Below are 15,071 nucleotides of genomic sequence, written 5' to 3'. Positions count from 1 at the left end.
CATGATGTACAGACCGTGGACCGATTGTCTAGCGAGCCTCGCCGATCAGGATGTCCACGGCCGCGTCGTTGCGGGTGGTCTCCCGCGCGATGTCCTCGTCCGGCGGGTAGAAGCCGGGGAACGGGCCGGTCGGGTACATCTCGAAGGTGTAGGTGAGGATCTTGTGGGACCCCCACATCCAGTCGTTGATGTCGCCGTCGGTGAGGTAGAGGTCGCTGGACTGCTGCGCGGTGTACCCGTTGGTCGCGGCCATGCGCTGCCCGACGTCGCGCAACCGCGCGTTCTCCTCGGCCGTCATGCCCTCGGTGGTGTCGTCCTTGGTGTGCCCGAACGGCCACAGCACCAGCTCGGCGTAGGTGTGGAAGTCGATGTGCGCCTTGATCCGGGGCGCCCGGGAGTCCACGAACCGCGACACGGCCCGCGTCTCGGGCTCGGAGAACGCCGAGGGGCCGCGGTAGGTCTCCGACGACGGGCTGGTGCTGGAGCCGTCGCAGCACCCCCACTTGTACCCCCAGTTGCGGTTGAGATCCGTCCCCACCGACTTGCTGCCCTCGACCGGCCTGCGGTTCTTGCGCCAGTACTGGTACCTGCCGCCCGAGATGTCGAACTCCGAGCCGTCCGGGTTGACGTTGGGGATCACCCAGATCACGTGGCCGTCGACCAGGGACCGGATGTTCGGATCGGTCGCGTAACCGCCGGTGAGGCGCTGCACGATGTGCAGGCACATCTCGGTGGTCAGGTGCTCGCGCGCGTGCTGGTTGCAGGTGAACAGCACTTCGGGCTCGCCCTCGTCGGCGGAGACGTGGTCGCTGATCTTCAGCACGTTCAGCTCACGACCCTCGTAGGACTTGCCGACGCTGGACAACGCGGCGAGGTCCGGGTGGTTCGCGACCGCCTTCTCCAACTCCGCCGTGACCTCGGCGTAGGTGTGGTAGCCCTCGTCGCCGGCCGGGAAGTCGGCCGGCGCCGCCCGCGCGGGTGCGGGCCCCGCCAGCAGGGCTGCTCCGGTCACCAGGGCCAGCACGATGCCGGCGCCCCGCCGTCGGTACATTTCGCCTCCGAGTGAACACGAAGAGTAGTTACTTCTACCCTGCGGCAGCGGCGCGCCCACCACAACCCGGCGGACGCCGGATGGTTCACTGATCGGGTCATGCGACGAGTCCTGCCCGCCCTGTTCGCGGCCGCCGCGCTGGCCGGCTGCTCCGCCCAGCCCGTTCCCGCCCCGGCGCCCCCGCCCGCCGCGCCGCCCACCGCGGCCGCCCCGTTGCCGCCCGCACCGGCACCGGCGCGGGCGGCCCCGTGCCCGTACCTGGAGACCTCGTTCGTCGCGGACGCCAACGGCCAGCACGTGTCGAAGGTCGAGGTTTCGGCCGACGAACCGCACCCGGCGTGCTTCTTCTACGCGCTTTCCGGCAAGCTCCAGCTCTCCGTGCGCGTCTACACCGGTGACCCGGCGGTGGCGAAGGGACTTGTCGACCAGGCTGCGCCGGTGGACACCAGCAACCCCGCCGACGATCCCCCAGGGTGGCAGGGTGGTTACGCCACGAAGCCGGACGGCGCGGTATATGCCGTGGCCAAGGGCGGTACGGCCGTCATCGTGACCACCGACCAGCAGCAGACGGTGAAGGCGAGATCCGTTGCCCGGCACGCGATCGCCCGGCTTTAGGACCGCCGGGGTGCAGTGTCAAGTTGATCTTGTATTACCCTGATCGCACCTCGCAGCCGGGGAGGACCAGCACGCGATCGGTCGAGACTGCGGCCGCACGGGCGTGCCACGGGCTGCGAGAGCCCCCGTGTACCTCGATGTGAAGAAGGACAGACATTCTCGTGGCTGACACCCTCAAGGAAATCCTGCTCGACTCCAGCAGGCGTCCGGCCGTCGTGAGCGACCTGGAGACGCTGGTCGACGAAGAGGTCTCGGACAAGGGCGGCGTTTCCGGCGCCGTCATCAAGACCGGCTTCGCCGCGGTCAAGAAGATCAAGCCGGGCATCATCGGCTCCGCCGTGGACAGCCTGCTCGACGACTTCGCCGCCGCGCTCGAGCCGTTCTACGCCGACTTCAAGGGCCAGGGCGGGGGCGACTTCGGCGCCTACCTGTCCGGTCGTGGCTCGGAGGCCGCGGACGCGCTGCTGGGCGTGACCGACGCGCGCGCCGCCCGGAGCAGCCGCGAGAGCATCAAGAAGGTGTACGAGAAGCTGCGCCCGAACGGCAAGAAGAACGTCGAGGAGGCGCTGCCCCGCCTGGGCAAGCTGATCGACAAGCACGCGGCCGCCGCCTGATCCAGGCCCGGCGCACACGGCCGTTCTCCCGGAGGTACCGACCGGGGGAACGGCCGTTCGCTTGTCCAGGGGCGGAACCCACCGGGCGGGCGCGCGCGGAGGTGCCACCCGTCCCAGGGACGAGCGGCACCTCCGGAGACCGGGTCTAGTTCTGCTTCTCCGCGGGCGACGGGCTCGGCGCGTGCTGGCCGTTCGTCGTCGACTCCGGGTTGACCGGCTTGGGCGCGGCCTTCGGCGGCTCCGTGGCCACCGGCGGCTCCTGCTTGCTCCGCAGCGCGACCGCGGCACCCGCGGCGGCGACGACGCTCAGCACCAGGAACAGCGGCCACCTGCGGCGCTTGCGCGCGCCCTTGGCGGCGAGTTTCGCCTCCTCCAGAGCGGCCCGGAAGTCCTTCCTGGCCTGCTTGAACTCCTTCTTGGCCGCGCGCTTCGACTCGCCGGCGGCCTTCGCGGCCTGGACGGCGGCCTTGCGCGCCTTACGGCCTGGCTTGCGCAGCTCGGCCAGCCGCTCCGCGGCCTCCTTGCGCGCCTGCTTGCTCGCCCTGGTCAGGTCCTTGCGCGCCTGACGGCCGCGCCGGGCGGCTTCCCGGCGAGCCTCCTCGGTGCTCTCGGACAGCCGTTTCTCGGCGGCCTGGGCAGCCTGCGCCGTCACCTCGGCACCTGCCTTGCCGACCTCGACGGCCCGCTTGCTCAGGCCGAGCAAGCCGGCCTTGACCGACTCACCCACCGAGTCCGCAGCTCGGGTCATGGCCTTTCACCTCGACAATCGTTTCGATTCACGTTCCATCCCCGTCACCATCCTGCCCGTTTCCCGCCGTTCCCGCTGCGGATGGCACGATGAAGCCGTGACCCAGAGCAGTGAATCCCTCGTTGGTGCGAGGGCGACAGCCGTCCTGCATACCAACGCCGGTGACATCCGGATCAACCTTTTCCCTGATCACGCCCCCAAGACGGTGGCCAACTTCGTGGGCCTCGCGGAGGGCACGAAGGAGTACAACCGCCCGAACGCCAAGGGTGAGAACTCCGGCCCGTTCTACGACGGTGCGATCTTCCACCGCGTCATCTCCGGCTTCATGATCCAAGGTGGTGACCCGACCGGCACCGGGCGCGGCGGCCCCGGCTACCAGTTCGGCGACGAGTTCCACCCCGAGCTGCAGTTCGACCGGCCGTACCTGCTGGCGATGGCGAACGCGGGACCGGGCACCAACGGCTCGCAGTTCTTCATCACGGTGGCCAAGACGCCGCACCTGAACTTCAAGCACACGATCTTCGGCGAGGTCGCCGACCAGCAGTCGCGGGACGTCGTGGACTCGATCGCGGACACCGCGACCGGCCCGGCCGACAAGCCGCTGCAGGACGTCGTCATCGAGAAGATCGACATCCAGCGCGAAGGCTGATCCGGGTAGGTTGGAGGCATCGTGAACACGCCTCCTCACCCACCCGCCGCACCGCCGCCCCAGCAGTCGGCACTGCCCGGTTGCTGGTGGCACCCGTCGCGCCCCACCGGGCTCAGCTGTGTCCGGTGCGGCCGTCCGGCGTGCCCGGAATGCCTGCGCGAAGCCTCCGTCGGCTACCAGTGCATCGACTGCGTGCAGCTCGGGCGCCGGGAGCAGCGGGTCCAGCAGTACACGCCGCGCACCGTGGCCGGCGCCCGGGTTTCGCACCGGCCGGTGGTCACGCCCGTCCTGATCGTGCTCAACGTGATCGTGTACGCGATCACGGCGGCGCAGACCGGCAGCCTGACCGGCAACGACTCGGCGCGGCTTTTCGGGGACGGGGTGCTGTGGCCGCTGGCCATCGCCGGTCAGGGCGAGTGGTGGCGGCTCGTCGCGTCCGGCTTCCTGCACTACGGGCCCTTCCACCTGGCGGTCAACATGTTCGCCCTGTGGGTCCTGGGACGGGACATGGAGACGCTGCTGGGGCGGGTGCGGTTCGCCGCGCTGTACCTCGTGTCGCTGCTCGGCGGCGCGGTGTCGGTGTACCTGTTCGACGCGGTCGGCCGCGGCACGGCGGGTGCGTCGGGTGCGATCTACGGGCTGCTCGGCGGATTGCTGGTCGCGGTCATCCGGCTCCGGCTGAACCCGGCCTACGCCATCGGCACGATCGTGCTGAACCTCGTCATCACCGTGTCGATCCCGAACATCTCGCTGCTCGGCCACCTCGGGGGCCTGGTGGTCGGTGCGCTGGTCACCGCCGCGATGGTGTACGCGCCCGCGAAGGGGCGCCGGTACTGGCAGGGCGGCACCATCGCGGTGCTGCTGATCGCGCTGGTGGTGCTGGTGTTCGTGCGCGACGCGCAGCTGGCGAGCGTGGTGTGCGGCTACCGCGGCGACGAGCTGTACTGCGCGCCGCCGCCCGGTTAGGGCCGCAGCGCGGTCAGGGTGTCGAGCACGTCGCGGGGATCGGCGCCGAGCTCGAGCCACCCGAAGACGAACAGTTGCTCGCCCGACTCGATCTCCAGGGTCTCGGTGGTCCGGCCGAGGCGCCGGGTGGTGCGCACGCGCGTGGTCACCTCGGGCCAGTGCAGATCGTGCTTTCCCGTCGCCGTGCGGATCCGCACGCCGCGCGGATCGGCGGTCAGCCGCGGCCGCACGAGCAAACCGTGCAGGGACAACGCGGTCAGTGCGATCGCCGCGACGGCGAAGAAGACCGTGCCGGCGCGATCGGTGGTGAGGATCGCCCCGGCCACGGCGAGAACCGCCGCGGCACAACCGGTTCCGACCACAACCGGCCGCGGTGCCCAATGCGGGGACGAGTTATCCACAGTGGTTATCCACACTGGGGATGAGTCACAGCGCTGTAATTACGCGTCAAGCGGCTGTTCGGAGCAATCGTGGTGATCTTCCGCTCAGCGCCACCGCATCGTCATGAGCAGGCCGACGATCATCAGCGCGAAGCCGACCGCGAAGTTGCCGCTCCCGAGGTTCGCCATGAACGGGATCTTGTCGCCCGCGATGTAGTTCACGACGAGCCAGACCAGCCCGAGCACCATCAGCCCGAACATCACGATCTTGTAGACCAGGCTGGACGGCCCCGCGGCGCGCACCTTGACCGGCGTGCGCCGATCGGCCGGCGGGGTGTACGCCGTCTTCTTGCGGACCTTGGACTTCGGCATCGAGAACCTCGCGTGTTCGTGTCTGGGCAGGTGGTGCGCATCCACCTCCTCCCTCACACGTTAACGTAAGCGTCCCCCAGAGAGGAGCGCGCGTGGCAGTCCTCGACACCCCACCGCCGCGGAGGACCGGCGGCGGTTTCGCCGCGGTCCTGCGGACGCTCGGTGAAGTGCTGATCACCGCCGGACTGGTCGTGCTGCTGTTCGTGGTCTACGAGCTCTACGTGACCGACCTCTTCTCGGCGCGCAAACAGGCCGGCGCCACCGAGGCTCTGGACCAGGACTGGGCGCAGGGCCGGACGCTGCACGGCGACCTCATCGACGGCGCGGCGTTCGCGAAGATGTACATCCCGGGCTTCGGCGCCGACTACCACTTCACCATCCAGGAGGGCACGGACGCCAGGGCACTGGAGGTCGGGCCCGGGCACTACAAGGGCACCGCGCTGCCGGGCCAGCCGGGTAACTTCGCCGTCGCCGGGCACCGGGTCGGCAAGGGCGCGCCGTTCAACGACCTCGACCTGCTCGCCTCGTGCGACGCGATCGTGATCGAGACGCAGAGCGACTTCTTCGTCTACCGGGTGCTGCCGCACGACGACGAGATCGCGAACTGGAACGCGGCCAAGGCGGCGCGGCCGCAGTGCGCGAACGTGGGCACCCTGCGCACCGACGCCGCCGGCGGCGGCCCGTACGGACAGACCTCCGGCCGCGAGATCGTCACGCCCGACCAGGGCGACGTGGTCGCGCCCGTGCCGCACCGGCCCGCCGACGTGCTGCCTCCGGCTCAGCAGGTCTCGCTGCTCACACTGACCACCTGCCACCCGAGGTTCTCCGACAAGCAGCGGCTGATCGTGCACGCCGTGCTGACCAACCAGTTCCCGAAGACCCCCGGGGCCACCTACGAGCAGCTGCTGCAAGCGATCGGAGGCGCGTGATGTACGGCTGGATCTGGCGCCGGCTGCCCGGCCCGGCCGGGATCAAGGCCGTGGTCGCGCTGGTGCTGGTGCTGGGTGTGATCGCGTTGTTGCTGTTCGTCGTCTTCCCGTGGCTCGAGCCGATGCTCCCGTTCAACCAGGTGTCGGTGCACAACTAGCCGCGGGAGACGCGGAGCATGTCGTCGCGCTCGACGACCTTGACGCGTTCGCGGCCCTGCGGCTCGCCCAGGGCGCGCTCGTGCGCGTCCAGCTTGCCCCAGCCCTCCCAGGTGGTGAACGGCACGCCGCGCTCGGTCAGGAACGCCGTGATGGCGTCCGGGTCGGACTGCTTCGCCGCGGGCAGGGCGTCCGCGTCGGCCAGCAGGCTGCGGATCGTCTCGGCGGCGTCGCCCTTGGTGTGGCCGATCAGGCCGATCGGGCCGCGCTTGATCCAGCCCGTCACGTACACGCCCGGCACCTGGTCGCCGTCGATGTCCAGTACCCGGCCGGCCTCGTGCGGCACGGTCCCGCTGTCGTGGTCGAACGGGATCTCCGGCAGCTCGGACGACAGGTAGCCGACCGCGCGGTAGACGGCCTGGACGTCCCAGTCGTGGAACGTGCCGGTGCCGCGGACGTTGCCGTCGCCGGTCAGCTCGGTGCGCTCGGTGCGCAGGCCGGTGACCCGGTCCGCGCCGAGGATCTCCACCGGCGAGTGGAAGAAGTGCAGGTGCAGCCGCTTCGGCCGGTCACCCTGGTCGCGGATGGCCCACTCCTGCAGCGTCTTGACCACCATGTCGATCTGCTTGGAAGAACGCAGGGCGCGGACGCTTCCCTCGTCGAACTCGATGTCCTCCGGGTCGACGATGACCTCGACGTTGGGCGAGTGGTCCAGTTCGCGCAGCTCCAGCGGGGTGAACTTGGCCTGGGCCGGACCGCGGCGGCCGAACACGTGCACGTCGGTGACCTTGCTCGACTTCAGGCCCTCGTACACGTTCGGCGGGATGTCGGTGGACAGCAGCTCGTCGGCGGTCTTCGCGAGCACGCGGGCGACGTCCAGGGCCACGTTGCCGACGCCCAGGACGGCGACGCTGGTCGCCTCGAGCGGCCAGGTGCGCGGCACGTCCGGGTGCCCGTCGTACCAGGACACGAAGTCGGCGGCGCCGTAGCTGCCGGGCAGGTCGATGCCGGGGATGTCCAGGGCGCGGTCACTCATGGCCCCGGTGGCGAAGACGACCGCGTCGTAGAACTCGCGCAGGTCGTCGAGCTTGAGGTCGGTGCCGTAGTCCACGTTGCCGAGCAGCCGGATGCCCGGCCGGTCGAGCACCTTGTGCAGGGCGGTGACGATGCCCTTGATGCGCGGGTGGTCGGGCGCGACGCCGTACCGGATCAGCCCGAACGGGGCCGGCATGCGCTCGATGAGGTCGATGCTGACGTCGGCGTCGGACTTGTCGAGGATGTCGGCGGCGTAGATGCCGGCGGGGCCGGCACCGACGATGGCGACGCGAAGAGGACTACGGCTCACCCGTCCACGGTAAAGATAGGTCACCCTTACTTTCACTGTGATGTGAATTGCGGTCCACATGGTGGACGCCGGTACGCTGGGCCAGCCGCTTCCCCGCCGCCACCCTCAACCGAGACGCTCCGCGTCGCATACCCTGATCCGATGCGCGTTCTCGTCGTCGACAACTACGACAGCTTCGTCTACAACCTGGTCCAGTACCTGGCCCAGCTCGGCGGCGAATGCACTGTCTGGCGCAACGACGTCGTCGACCTCGAGCGCGTGCCCGAGTTCGACGGCGTGCTCGTCTCGCCCGGCCCGGGCACCCCGGAGCGGGCCGGCGCGAGCATCGACGTGGTGCGCCGGTGTGCGGACACTCACACCCCGATGCTCGGCGTGTGTCTCGGTCACCAGGCGATCGGCGTCGCGTGGGGCGCGACTGTCGACCGGGCGCCCGAGCTGCTGCACGGCAAGACCAGCGAGGTGCACCACCAGGGCGCCGGCGTGCTGGCCGGGCTGCCCGACCCGTTCACCGCGACCCGCTACCACTCGCTGACCGTCTTGCCGGAGACCATCCCGGGCTCCTTCGAGGTCACCGCGCGTACCGAGTCCGGTGTGGTGATGGGCATGCGGCACCGTGAGCTACCGGTCGAGGGCGTGCAGTTCCACCCGGAATCGGTCCTGACCCAGGGCGGGCACCGCATGCTGGCGAACTGGATGGCCTCAGCCGGGCACCCGGTCCAGCCGTTCGTGGTTGACGCCCTGGAGCGTGAGGTCGCGGCGTTGCAGAAGGCCGCGGTTGCGTGATCCGGCTGCTGGGGGTCGGCAAGCGCTACCGTGACACCCCGGTGCTGACCGGGGTGGACCTTGAGGTCCGCCCCGGGTCGGTGGTCGGGATCGTCGGCACGAACGGCTCCGGCAAGTCCACGCTGCTGCGGATCCTCGCCGGGCTGTCCCGGCCCTCCAGCGGCACCGTCGTGGGCAGCCCGCGTGTCGGGTACGTGCCGGACCGGTTCCCCGCCTCGACGCGCATGAGCGCGCTCGCCTACCTGCGTCACCTCGGCCGGATCTCCGGCCGGTCCGATGTGGACCCGCAGGTGCTGCTGGACCGGCTGGCGCTGGCCGGCGGCCCGCGGACCCCGTTGCGGCGGTTGTCGAAGGGCAACGCCCAGAAGGTCGGGCTGGCCCAGGCCCTGCTCGCCGGGCCGGACCTGCTCGTGCTCGACGAACCGTGGTCCGGGCTCGACCCGTACGCCCACGACGTGCTGGCGGAGATCATGACGGAGACCAGCGCGCGCGGCGCGAGCGTGGTGTTCACCGAGCACCGCGACGAGCGCGCCCACGCCCACGCCGGCGAGGTGTACCGGCTGACCGCCGGGGTGCTGCGCAGCGCGTCGCCGACTTCGGTGGTCGTGCTGCGCGGGGCGGGTGAGCTCGACATCCCGGGGGCGCTTGCGACGGGCCGGGACGGCGATCGGGTCGAACTGACCGTGGCGGCCGAACGAACCGACGAGGTGCTGCTGGCCGCGCTGAGCCGCGGCTGGTCCGTGGTGCGCGTCGACACCCCGGCGGTGCGGTCGTGATCCGCTACCAGCTCGCCCTGCTCGCGCATTCGCAGCGGTACCTGCCACCGGTACTGGCGTACCTGGTCCTGCTGGCCGTCCTCTACAACGACCCCACCGCGCCGGTGCTGCCGGAGTTCGCGGTCAGCGGTGGCGGCCTGACCGTCGTGTCCTGCTGGCTGACCATCGCGCTGGTGGACGCCGAGGACCCGGTGCAGCGGCTGATCACCCTGGTCCACGCCCGGCGGCTGTCCACCGTGCTCGGCGGGATCGTGGCCGCCGCCGGCCTGTGCTGCGCCGCGCTCACCGCGCTGTCCCTGGTGTGGGCGGCCCTGGTGCACGACAGCTTGCCGGGCGCCGTGCTGGTCGACGGGGTGCTCGCACACGCCGCGTGCGCTGCGGCCGGTATCGCACTAGGGCTTCCCTGCTCCCGGCTGCTGCTCCCGCGGATCGGGTACACCGTGCTCGCCGCGCTCACCCTCCTCGGGCTCGTGTTGCTCGTCCGGTGGGTGCCGGTGATCAACCCGATGTTGCGGGCGCTGGCCGCGCCCGGCACCCACACCGGGGGAGCCGTGTTCGGTCTGCTCGGCGGCACGCTCCTGCTGGCCGCCGGGGCCGCCGGCACCGGCTGGGCCGTGTACCGGCGGTCCTGACGACCGGTCAGAGCGATTCGAGGGCGGTCTGACCCGGGGTGAGCGTGTCACCACAGGCGCGCCTGCCCCGGTCGCCGACCCCGGCGTGGGTTGCCGGAACTGCCTTCGCCGCGTACTCGCGCGCCGCGGCGAGCCGCGCCGGATCCTGAGCCACTTCGCGACGGACGAAGTCACCGCCGTACTCGGCCGGCTCCGGGTACGTGTAGATCGGCACGTAGTCGCGGGCGACCCGGGGGTCGGTGGCGAGCCCGGTGGTCCTGCCCCAGAAATCCCGGAAGTGCAGGAACGTCGGGCGCACGTCCTCCAGCACGTAGTCGCGCAGGGCGGCGTTGTCGCGATCGTGCCAGCTGTCCGCGATCTTCGAGTCCACCAGTCCGGCGAGGTCGATGATGTGCAGCCGGCTGGTCATCGACGCGCCGCCGAGGTCGGGCTCCGCGAAGGAACCCTCGGAAACGCCCAGGATGTCGGCGTACTGGTTGAACACGCGGCCGAGCCGGTCGGCGATGAAGCACATCGGCAGTGTCGGTTGGTGGACGAACTTCTTGGCTGCCAGCTCGAGTGACATCGCGGATGGCACCATGGTGATCGCGAGGGCGAGCGCGATCAGCACCCGGCCCCGCGCGCGGGCGGCACGGAAGATCTCCACGGTCACGAGCGCGCCGATCATCGCCAGCATGGCCCACACCGGCGTCGCGAACCGGAACTGGTCCATCCAGTCCGGTGCCAGCACCGCGTACGCGAGCGAGGCGAGACCGAGCGGCACCAGCAACGTGATGAGCCCGTCCCGCCACTGCGAGGACCGGGACAGCGCGAGCCCGACCAGGACGACCAGCACGAGCACGGCCGGCGCGCCCACGTAGTGCACCAGGTCGCCGACCCGGGTCAGCTGCTCGACAGTCGGCAGCTCCTGCGCCTTCGCAACCGCGGTGTTCGGCACCAGCCGGCCGAACTCCAGGTAGCGCCAGGCGAGGTATCCGCCGTACGGGACCGCGAAGACGGCCGCCGAGACCAGCGCGTGGCGGACGCTCGACCGCAGCACCGGCCGGCGCAGATGGATCAGCAGCACCAGCGGGTACACCGCCGCGTAGATCGCCCCCTCCGGCCGGGTCAGCGCGGCCGTTGCCGCGAGCGCACCGGCCGCGACCGCGACCCCGCGGGTGCGCAACCGTCCGGAGAGGACGGCGCGGAAGACCGTCGCGGCGAGCACGACCACCGCCAGCGCGTACAGGGAGTTCTCCAGACCGGACACCGTCCAGACCACGAACGACGGCACCGCCGCGAGCACGGCCCCGGCCAGCAGGGTCACCACCCAGGCGTGGCGCGTCACCGCCGTGGCCGCCCAGTGGATCGCGGCCAGCATCGCCGCGCAGCACAGCAACCCCAGCGCCTTCGGGAACAGGACGTAGTCCGGGATGCCGAAGATCGTGCCGCGGTCGAACAAGCCGACCAGCCTGCCGAGCGCCAGCAGCAGTGTCCACGTGGGATTCGAGTACCCCTCCACGGCTTCCGCGCCCGGCTGCACGACCGGTCCCAGTCCTTGCGCGAAGCTCCGGGCGTAGCCGAACGTGATGGCGGAGTCGTCGACGAGCCAGTTCCCGTACCGCGCGGCCTGGACCGCGATCAGGGCCGTGCCACCGGCCACCGCGGCGATCGCCGCTGCCCGCTTGCCGCGGGGCAGCTCGGCAGGGGCGACCTCGGGTTGCTCGATGCGGCCTGGGGGCATCGGAGGAGCGATTACCATGCGGACACGGTATGTGCACAACGTACGCGTTCTGTTACAGACCCTCGATAACCGGGTCACGAACGCGACCGGGCCCGCCTCCCCGAGGGGAAGCGGGCCCGGCCTCCGCGGTCAATCGTGGGGCGGTCAGTTGTGGGGGAAGGGGAGCCGCGCCGAGCTGCTCGGGGAGGAACTCTCGTTCCCGCCGCCGCCGTCGGACTCGCCGATGAACATCGTGATCGACTGGTTCTTCGCGATCTGGGTGTTCGGCCCCGGCGCCGTGCCGGTGACCTTGCCGTCCATGTCGTCACCGGCGTTCTTGTCGGCCTGGTAGGTCGCGTCGCCGTCCCAGCCGGCCTGCCGCAACCGCTGCATCGCCTCGTTCTGGGTCAGGCCGCGCACGTCCGGCATCGTGATCTTCTGCTGCGACCCGTTCGACACGGTCAGGACGACGGTCGAGCCCTCGCGCTGCTGGCCGCCGTTCGGCTTCTGGTTGAGCACCTGGCCCTGCGGCTGGTCGGAGTCGGTCTCCTGCTTGCTCACCTTGAACCCGAGTGCCTCCAGGCCGGCCTTGGCCGCGCTGTACTGCTGGCCGGTGTAGTCGGTGATCGTGACCATGTTCGGCGTCTTGCCGACCCTGATCGCCACCGTGGTGCCCTGCGGGATCTGGGCGTTCGCGGCCGGGTTCTGGCCCAGCACCTTGCCGTACTGGTTCGCGTCGTCGACGTCGACCTCCGACACGGCCGGGTCGAGCAGCAATCCGGCCTGGTTGAGCAGCGTCTGGGCGTCGTCGCGGGTCTTGCCCAGCAGGTTCGGCACCGCGACGTTGGCCGGCCGGCGGCCGACGTAGAGCTTGATCTCCTGGTCGGTCGGGACGCTCTTCCCGGCGGCCGGATCCGTGCTGATCACCTTGTCGATGGAGTCGGCCGAGCACGTCTCGGTCCCGTTGGGCTGGCGCACGCACGGCTTGTCCACCGGCACGATGTGGGTGAACCCCTTGCCGCGGAGCGCCGACTCGGCCTGTGCCTGGGTCTGGTTCCGGACGTCGGGGATCATCTCGGTCTCGGCCTTGCCGTTGAAGGCGTGGTTCAGCCACAGGATGAACGCGAGCAGCCCGAGGCCGATCAGCGTGAAGACGACCGCCGCGACGATCCGGCGGCGCTTGCGGCGCTGTGCGTCCTCCGCGGTGGCGGCCGGGTCGTCGTCGTAGTCGGCGGCGTGCCCGGGCGCCCCGCCGATCACCTGGGTGCGCTCGTCCGCGGTCATGACCATCGGCGCGGACGGACGCTGCCCGGACAGCGTCCGGACCAGGTCCGCGCGCATCTCGGCGGCCGACTGGTACCGGTTCGCCGGGCCCTTCGCGAGCGCTTTCAGCACGATCGCGTCCAGCTCCGGCGACACCGCCGGGTTGACCGCCGAGGGAGCCTTCGGGTCCTCCCGCACGTGCTGGTAGGCGACCGCGACCGGCGAATCACCGGTGAACGGCGGCTCGCCGGTGACCAGCTCGAACAGCACGCAGCCGGCGGCGTACACGTCACTGCGCGCGTCCACGCCCTCGCCGCGCGCCTGCTCCGGCGACAGGTACTGCGCGGTGCCGATCACCGCGGCGGTCTGCGTCATCGCGGCCTGGCCGTCGTGCATCGCGCGCGCGATGCCGAAGTCCATCACCTTGACCGCGCCCTGGTCGGTGATCATCACGTTGGCCGGTTTCACGTCCCGGTGCACGATCCCGTGCCGGTGCGAGAAATCCAGCGCGGCGCAGACGTCGGCCATGACCTCCATGGCCCGCTTCTGCGACAGCGGACCCTCGGTCTTGACCATGTCACGCAGCGTCCGGCCGCGCACGTACTCCATCACGATGTAGGGCAGCGGGCCGTACTCGGTCTGCGCCTCGCCGGTGTCGTACACGGCGACGATCGCCGGGTGGTTCAGCGCCGCGGCGTTCTGCGCCTCGCGGCGGAACCGCTCCTGGAACTGGGGGTCGCGGGCGAGGTCGGCACGCAGGATCTTCACGGCGACCTCGCGGCCCAGCCGGATGTCCGTGCCGTGGTGGACCTCGGACATGCCGCCGTAACCGAGCGTGTCGCCCAGTTCGTAGCGGTTGGACAGCATCCTGGGTGCAGTCATCGGGGAAGGCCGTTCCATTCCGTCCAAGGTGTGCTCATCATGCCTCGTAGGTCGTCTGTTCGGGGGGAGGGAAGTGCCGCGAGCCGGGAACCATGTCGGTCGTGCCGACCGGGGCCCGGCCGCTGTCGGTGCCTCCCCAGTCGGGCAGGAACACCAGCAGGGCCACCACGATCCCGGCCACCAGCAGGGCCAGCAGCACCCACACGGCGATCGGCACCCGCCTGCGCGGTGGCACCGGCATCGGCAGCACCCCGCTCGGATGCGGCACGCCGGGTGGGCTCACCGGCTGCATCGCCGACTGCGGGACCGGGCCGGCCACTGCCACCGGTCCGGCGGCCGGAGCATAAGTCTGCACCAGGCCGCGTGGCGTCGGGAGCGCGTGCCCGGTCCGCACCGCGGCGATCGCCGCCGCGAACTCGCCGCCGCTGTTGTAGCGCTGCCGCGGGTCCTTGACGAGGGTCGCCTCGACGACGGCGCGTGCGTGCGGCGGCACGTCCGGTGGCAGGGGCGGTGGCAGGTCGCGGATGTGCATCATCGCGACCGTCACCGCGTTCTCCGACAGGAACGGGCGGTGCCCGGCCAGGCACTCGTACCCGCACACCGCGAGCGAGTACACGTCGCTCGCCGGTTCCGCGTCGTGACCGAGCGCCTGCTCCGGCGCGATGTAGTGGGCGGTACCCATCACCATGCCGGAGCGGGTGACGGGCGCGGCGTCGGCGGCCTTCGCGATGCCGAAGTCGGTGATCTTCACCGTGCCGGTCGGGGTGACCAGGATGTTGCCCGGCTTGATGTCCCGGTGGACCAGCCCGCGCTCGTGCGCGGCCTGCAACGCGTTGCCGGCCTGTTCGAGGATGTCCAGCGTCCGGTCGGCGGCCAGCCTGCCTTCGCGCAGCAGGATCCCGGCCAGCGGTTCGCCGTCGACGTGCTCCATCACCAGGTACGCGATCGCGTGCTCGCCCGCGACCGTCTCGCCGTAGTCGTGCACCGCCGCGATGCCCGGGTGGTTCAGGGACGCGGTCGTCCGGGCCTCGGTGCGGAAGCGGTGCAGGAACTCCGCGTCCTGCGACAGCTCGGCCTTGAGCACCTTCACCGCCACGATGCGGTCCAACCGGGTGTCACTGGCCTGCCACACCTCACCCATGCCGCCCACCGCGATGCGGTGCACGAGCCGGTAGCGATCGGCCAGTAGCTGACCGGTGGACAGCATG

Annotated in this window: 17 protein-coding genes; 9 read left to right on the top strand and 8 right to left on the bottom strand. The window is 70.7% G+C overall.

Translation table 11 applies throughout. The annotated features are described in order from the left end of the window. Window positions 1-28: 28 nt before the first annotated feature. Entirely contained in the window at window positions 29-1,024 is a 996-nt protein-coding gene (locus tag FHX45_RS15785) for a M14 family zinc carboxypeptidase (protein ID WP_167109036.1), read from the bottom strand. A 126-nt stretch (window positions 1,025-1,150) separates the two neighbouring features. Here FHX45_RS15785 and FHX45_RS15780 point away from each other — a divergent pair, with 126 nt between their 5' ends. Together FHX45_RS15780 and FHX45_RS15775 are read left to right on the top strand one after the other, a co-directional pair. Continuing rightward, on the top strand, window positions 1,151-1,666 hold the full coding sequence (locus FHX45_RS15780; protein ID WP_167101964.1) for a DUF2020 domain-containing protein: 516 nt from the start codon (window positions 1,151-1,153) through the stop codon (window positions 1,664-1,666). A gap of 161 nt (window positions 1,667-1,827) precedes the next feature. Next, window positions 1,828-2,280 carry a DUF6918 family protein gene (locus tag FHX45_RS15775; protein WP_167101961.1) on the top strand — a complete coding sequence of 151 codons (453 nt, stop codon included), beginning with the start codon at window positions 1,828-1,830 and terminating at the stop codon, window positions 2,278-2,280. Window positions 2,281-2,425: 145 nt separating this feature from the next. Here the strand turns inward: FHX45_RS15775 and FHX45_RS15770 are convergent, their stop codons facing one another. Next, window positions 2,426-3,028 (bottom strand): hypothetical protein, encoded by a 603-nt coding sequence (locus FHX45_RS15770; protein WP_208405944.1) that lies wholly within the window; start codon window positions 3,026-3,028, stop codon window positions 2,426-2,428. Window positions 3,029-3,125: 97 nt separating this feature from the next. On the opposite strand from FHX45_RS15770, the gene FHX45_RS15765 reads away from it, so the two are divergent. After that, window positions 3,126-3,677, top strand: a complete 552-nt coding sequence (locus FHX45_RS15765; RefSeq protein ID WP_167101958.1) for a peptidylprolyl isomerase — start codon at window positions 3,126-3,128, stop codon at window positions 3,675-3,677. A gap of 21 nt (window positions 3,678-3,698) precedes the next feature. Further along, window positions 3,699-4,643, top strand: coding sequence for a rhomboid family intramembrane serine protease (locus tag FHX45_RS15760; protein ID WP_167101955.1), 945 nt, complete (start codon window positions 3,699-3,701; stop codon window positions 4,641-4,643). On the opposite strand, the gene FHX45_RS15755 is transcribed toward FHX45_RS15760, so the two are convergent. Continuing rightward, window positions 4,640-4,969: a PH domain-containing protein gene (locus FHX45_RS15755; protein ID WP_341771482.1), complete on the bottom strand. Its 330-nt coding sequence runs from the start codon at window positions 4,967-4,969 to the stop codon at window positions 4,640-4,642. The two genes, FHX45_RS15760 and FHX45_RS15755, sit on opposite strands and share 4 nt — an antisense overlap. Window positions 4,970-5,128: 159 nt before the next feature. Continuing rightward, on the bottom strand, window positions 5,129-5,395 hold the full coding sequence (crgA, locus tag FHX45_RS15750; protein ID WP_167101949.1) for a cell division protein CrgA: 267 nt from the start codon (window positions 5,393-5,395) through the stop codon (window positions 5,129-5,131). A 92-nt stretch (window positions 5,396-5,487) separates the two neighbouring features. Here crgA and FHX45_RS15745 point away from each other — a divergent pair, with 92 nt between their 5' ends. Both FHX45_RS15745 and FHX45_RS15740 read left to right on the top strand, forming a co-directional pair. Then, entirely contained in the window at window positions 5,488-6,324 is an 837-nt protein-coding gene (locus FHX45_RS15745) for a class E sortase (RefSeq protein ID WP_167101946.1), read from the top strand. Continuing rightward, entirely contained in the window at window positions 6,324-6,482 is a 159-nt protein-coding gene (locus FHX45_RS15740; protein WP_167101943.1) for a hypothetical protein, read from the top strand. The genes FHX45_RS15745 and FHX45_RS15740 overlap by 1 nt, the downstream gene beginning before the upstream one ends. Here the strand turns inward: FHX45_RS15740 and FHX45_RS15735 are convergent. Next, on the bottom strand, window positions 6,479-7,825 hold the full coding sequence (locus FHX45_RS15735; protein WP_341771481.1) for an FAD-dependent oxidoreductase: 1,347 nt from the start codon (window positions 7,823-7,825) through the stop codon (window positions 6,479-6,481). The two genes, FHX45_RS15740 and FHX45_RS15735, sit on opposite strands and share 4 nt — an antisense overlap. Window positions 7,826-7,966: 141 nt before the next feature. On the opposite strand from FHX45_RS15735, the gene FHX45_RS15730 reads away from it, so the two are divergent. Genes FHX45_RS15730 through FHX45_RS15720 form a run of 3 tightly spaced genes read left to right on the top strand, consistent with a single transcriptional unit; the run spans window position 7,967 to window position 10,016 of the window. Next, window positions 7,967-8,608, top strand: coding sequence for an aminodeoxychorismate/anthranilate synthase component II (locus FHX45_RS15730; protein WP_167101940.1), 642 nt, complete (start codon window positions 7,967-7,969; stop codon window positions 8,606-8,608). Then, window positions 8,605-9,384: an ATP-binding cassette domain-containing protein gene (locus FHX45_RS15725; protein WP_167101937.1), complete on the top strand. Its 780-nt coding sequence runs from the start codon at window positions 8,605-8,607 to the stop codon at window positions 9,382-9,384. The genes FHX45_RS15730 and FHX45_RS15725 overlap by 4 nt, the downstream gene beginning before the upstream one ends. Next, window positions 9,381-10,016 carry a hypothetical protein gene (locus FHX45_RS15720; RefSeq protein WP_167101934.1) on the top strand — a complete coding sequence of 212 codons (636 nt, stop codon included), beginning with the start codon at window positions 9,381-9,383 and terminating at the stop codon, window positions 10,014-10,016. The genes FHX45_RS15725 and FHX45_RS15720 overlap by 4 nt, the downstream gene beginning before the upstream one ends. A 7-nt stretch (window positions 10,017-10,023) precedes the next feature. Here the strand turns inward: FHX45_RS15720 and FHX45_RS15715 are convergent, their stop codons facing one another. The 3 genes from FHX45_RS15715 to FHX45_RS15705 all read right to left on the bottom strand — a co-directional run bounded on the left by FHX45_RS15715 (window position 10,024) and on the right by FHX45_RS15705 (window position 15,070). Further along, entirely contained in the window at window positions 10,024-11,757 is a 1,734-nt protein-coding gene (locus FHX45_RS15715; RefSeq protein ID WP_243869056.1) for a hypothetical protein, read from the bottom strand. Between the two features lie 126 nt (window positions 11,758-11,883). Then, on the bottom strand, window positions 11,884-13,863 hold the full coding sequence (pknB, locus tag FHX45_RS15710) for a Stk1 family PASTA domain-containing Ser/Thr kinase (RefSeq protein ID WP_167101931.1): 1,980 nt from the start codon (window positions 13,861-13,863) through the stop codon (window positions 11,884-11,886). 37 nt (window positions 13,864-13,900) lie between these two features. Then, the gene (locus tag FHX45_RS15705; RefSeq protein WP_167101928.1) at window positions 13,901-15,070 is read right to left on the bottom strand and encodes a protein kinase domain-containing protein; all 1,170 of its coding nucleotides are present in this window, start codon (window positions 15,068-15,070) and stop codon (window positions 13,901-13,903) included. Between the last annotated feature and the right edge of the window lies 1 nt (window position 15,071).

The sequence above is a fragment of the Amycolatopsis granulosa genome, assembly GCF_011758745.1.
In the GTDB taxonomy this organism is placed as follows: domain Bacteria; phylum Actinomycetota; class Actinomycetes; order Mycobacteriales; family Pseudonocardiaceae; genus Amycolatopsis_E; species Amycolatopsis_E granulosa.
This window is presented reverse-complemented; position numbering and strand designations above follow the sequence as displayed.

Excerpts from the sequence above, each read along its gene's own strand:
- FHX45_RS15780 (WP_167101964.1), top strand. The coding sequence starts at position 1,151 with ATGCGACGAGTCCTGCCCGCCCTGTTCGCGGCCGCCGCGCTGGCCGGC.
- FHX45_RS15770 (WP_208405944.1), bottom strand. The coding sequence starts at position 3,028 with ATGACCCGAGCTGCGGACTCGGTGGGTGAGTCGGTCAAGGCCGGCTTG.
- crgA (WP_167101949.1), bottom strand. The coding sequence starts at position 5,395 with ATGCCGAAGTCCAAGGTCCGCAAGAAGACGGCGTACACCCCGCCGGCC.
- FHX45_RS15740 (WP_167101943.1), top strand. The coding sequence starts at position 6,324 with ATGTACGGCTGGATCTGGCGCCGGCTGCCCGGCCCGGCCGGGATCAAG.
- FHX45_RS15730 (WP_167101940.1), top strand. The coding sequence starts at position 7,967 with ATGCGCGTTCTCGTCGTCGACAACTACGACAGCTTCGTCTACAACCTG.
- FHX45_RS15715 (WP_243869056.1), bottom strand. The coding sequence starts at position 11,757 with ATGGTAATCGCTCCTCCGATGCCCCCAGGCCGCATCGAGCAACCCGAG.
- pknB (WP_167101931.1), bottom strand. The coding sequence starts at position 13,863 with ATGACTGCACCCAGGATGCTGTCCAACCGCTACGAACTGGGCGACACG.
- FHX45_RS15705 (WP_167101928.1), bottom strand. The coding sequence starts at position 15,070 with ATGCTGTCCACCGGTCAGCTACTGGCCGATCGCTACCGGCTCGTGCAC.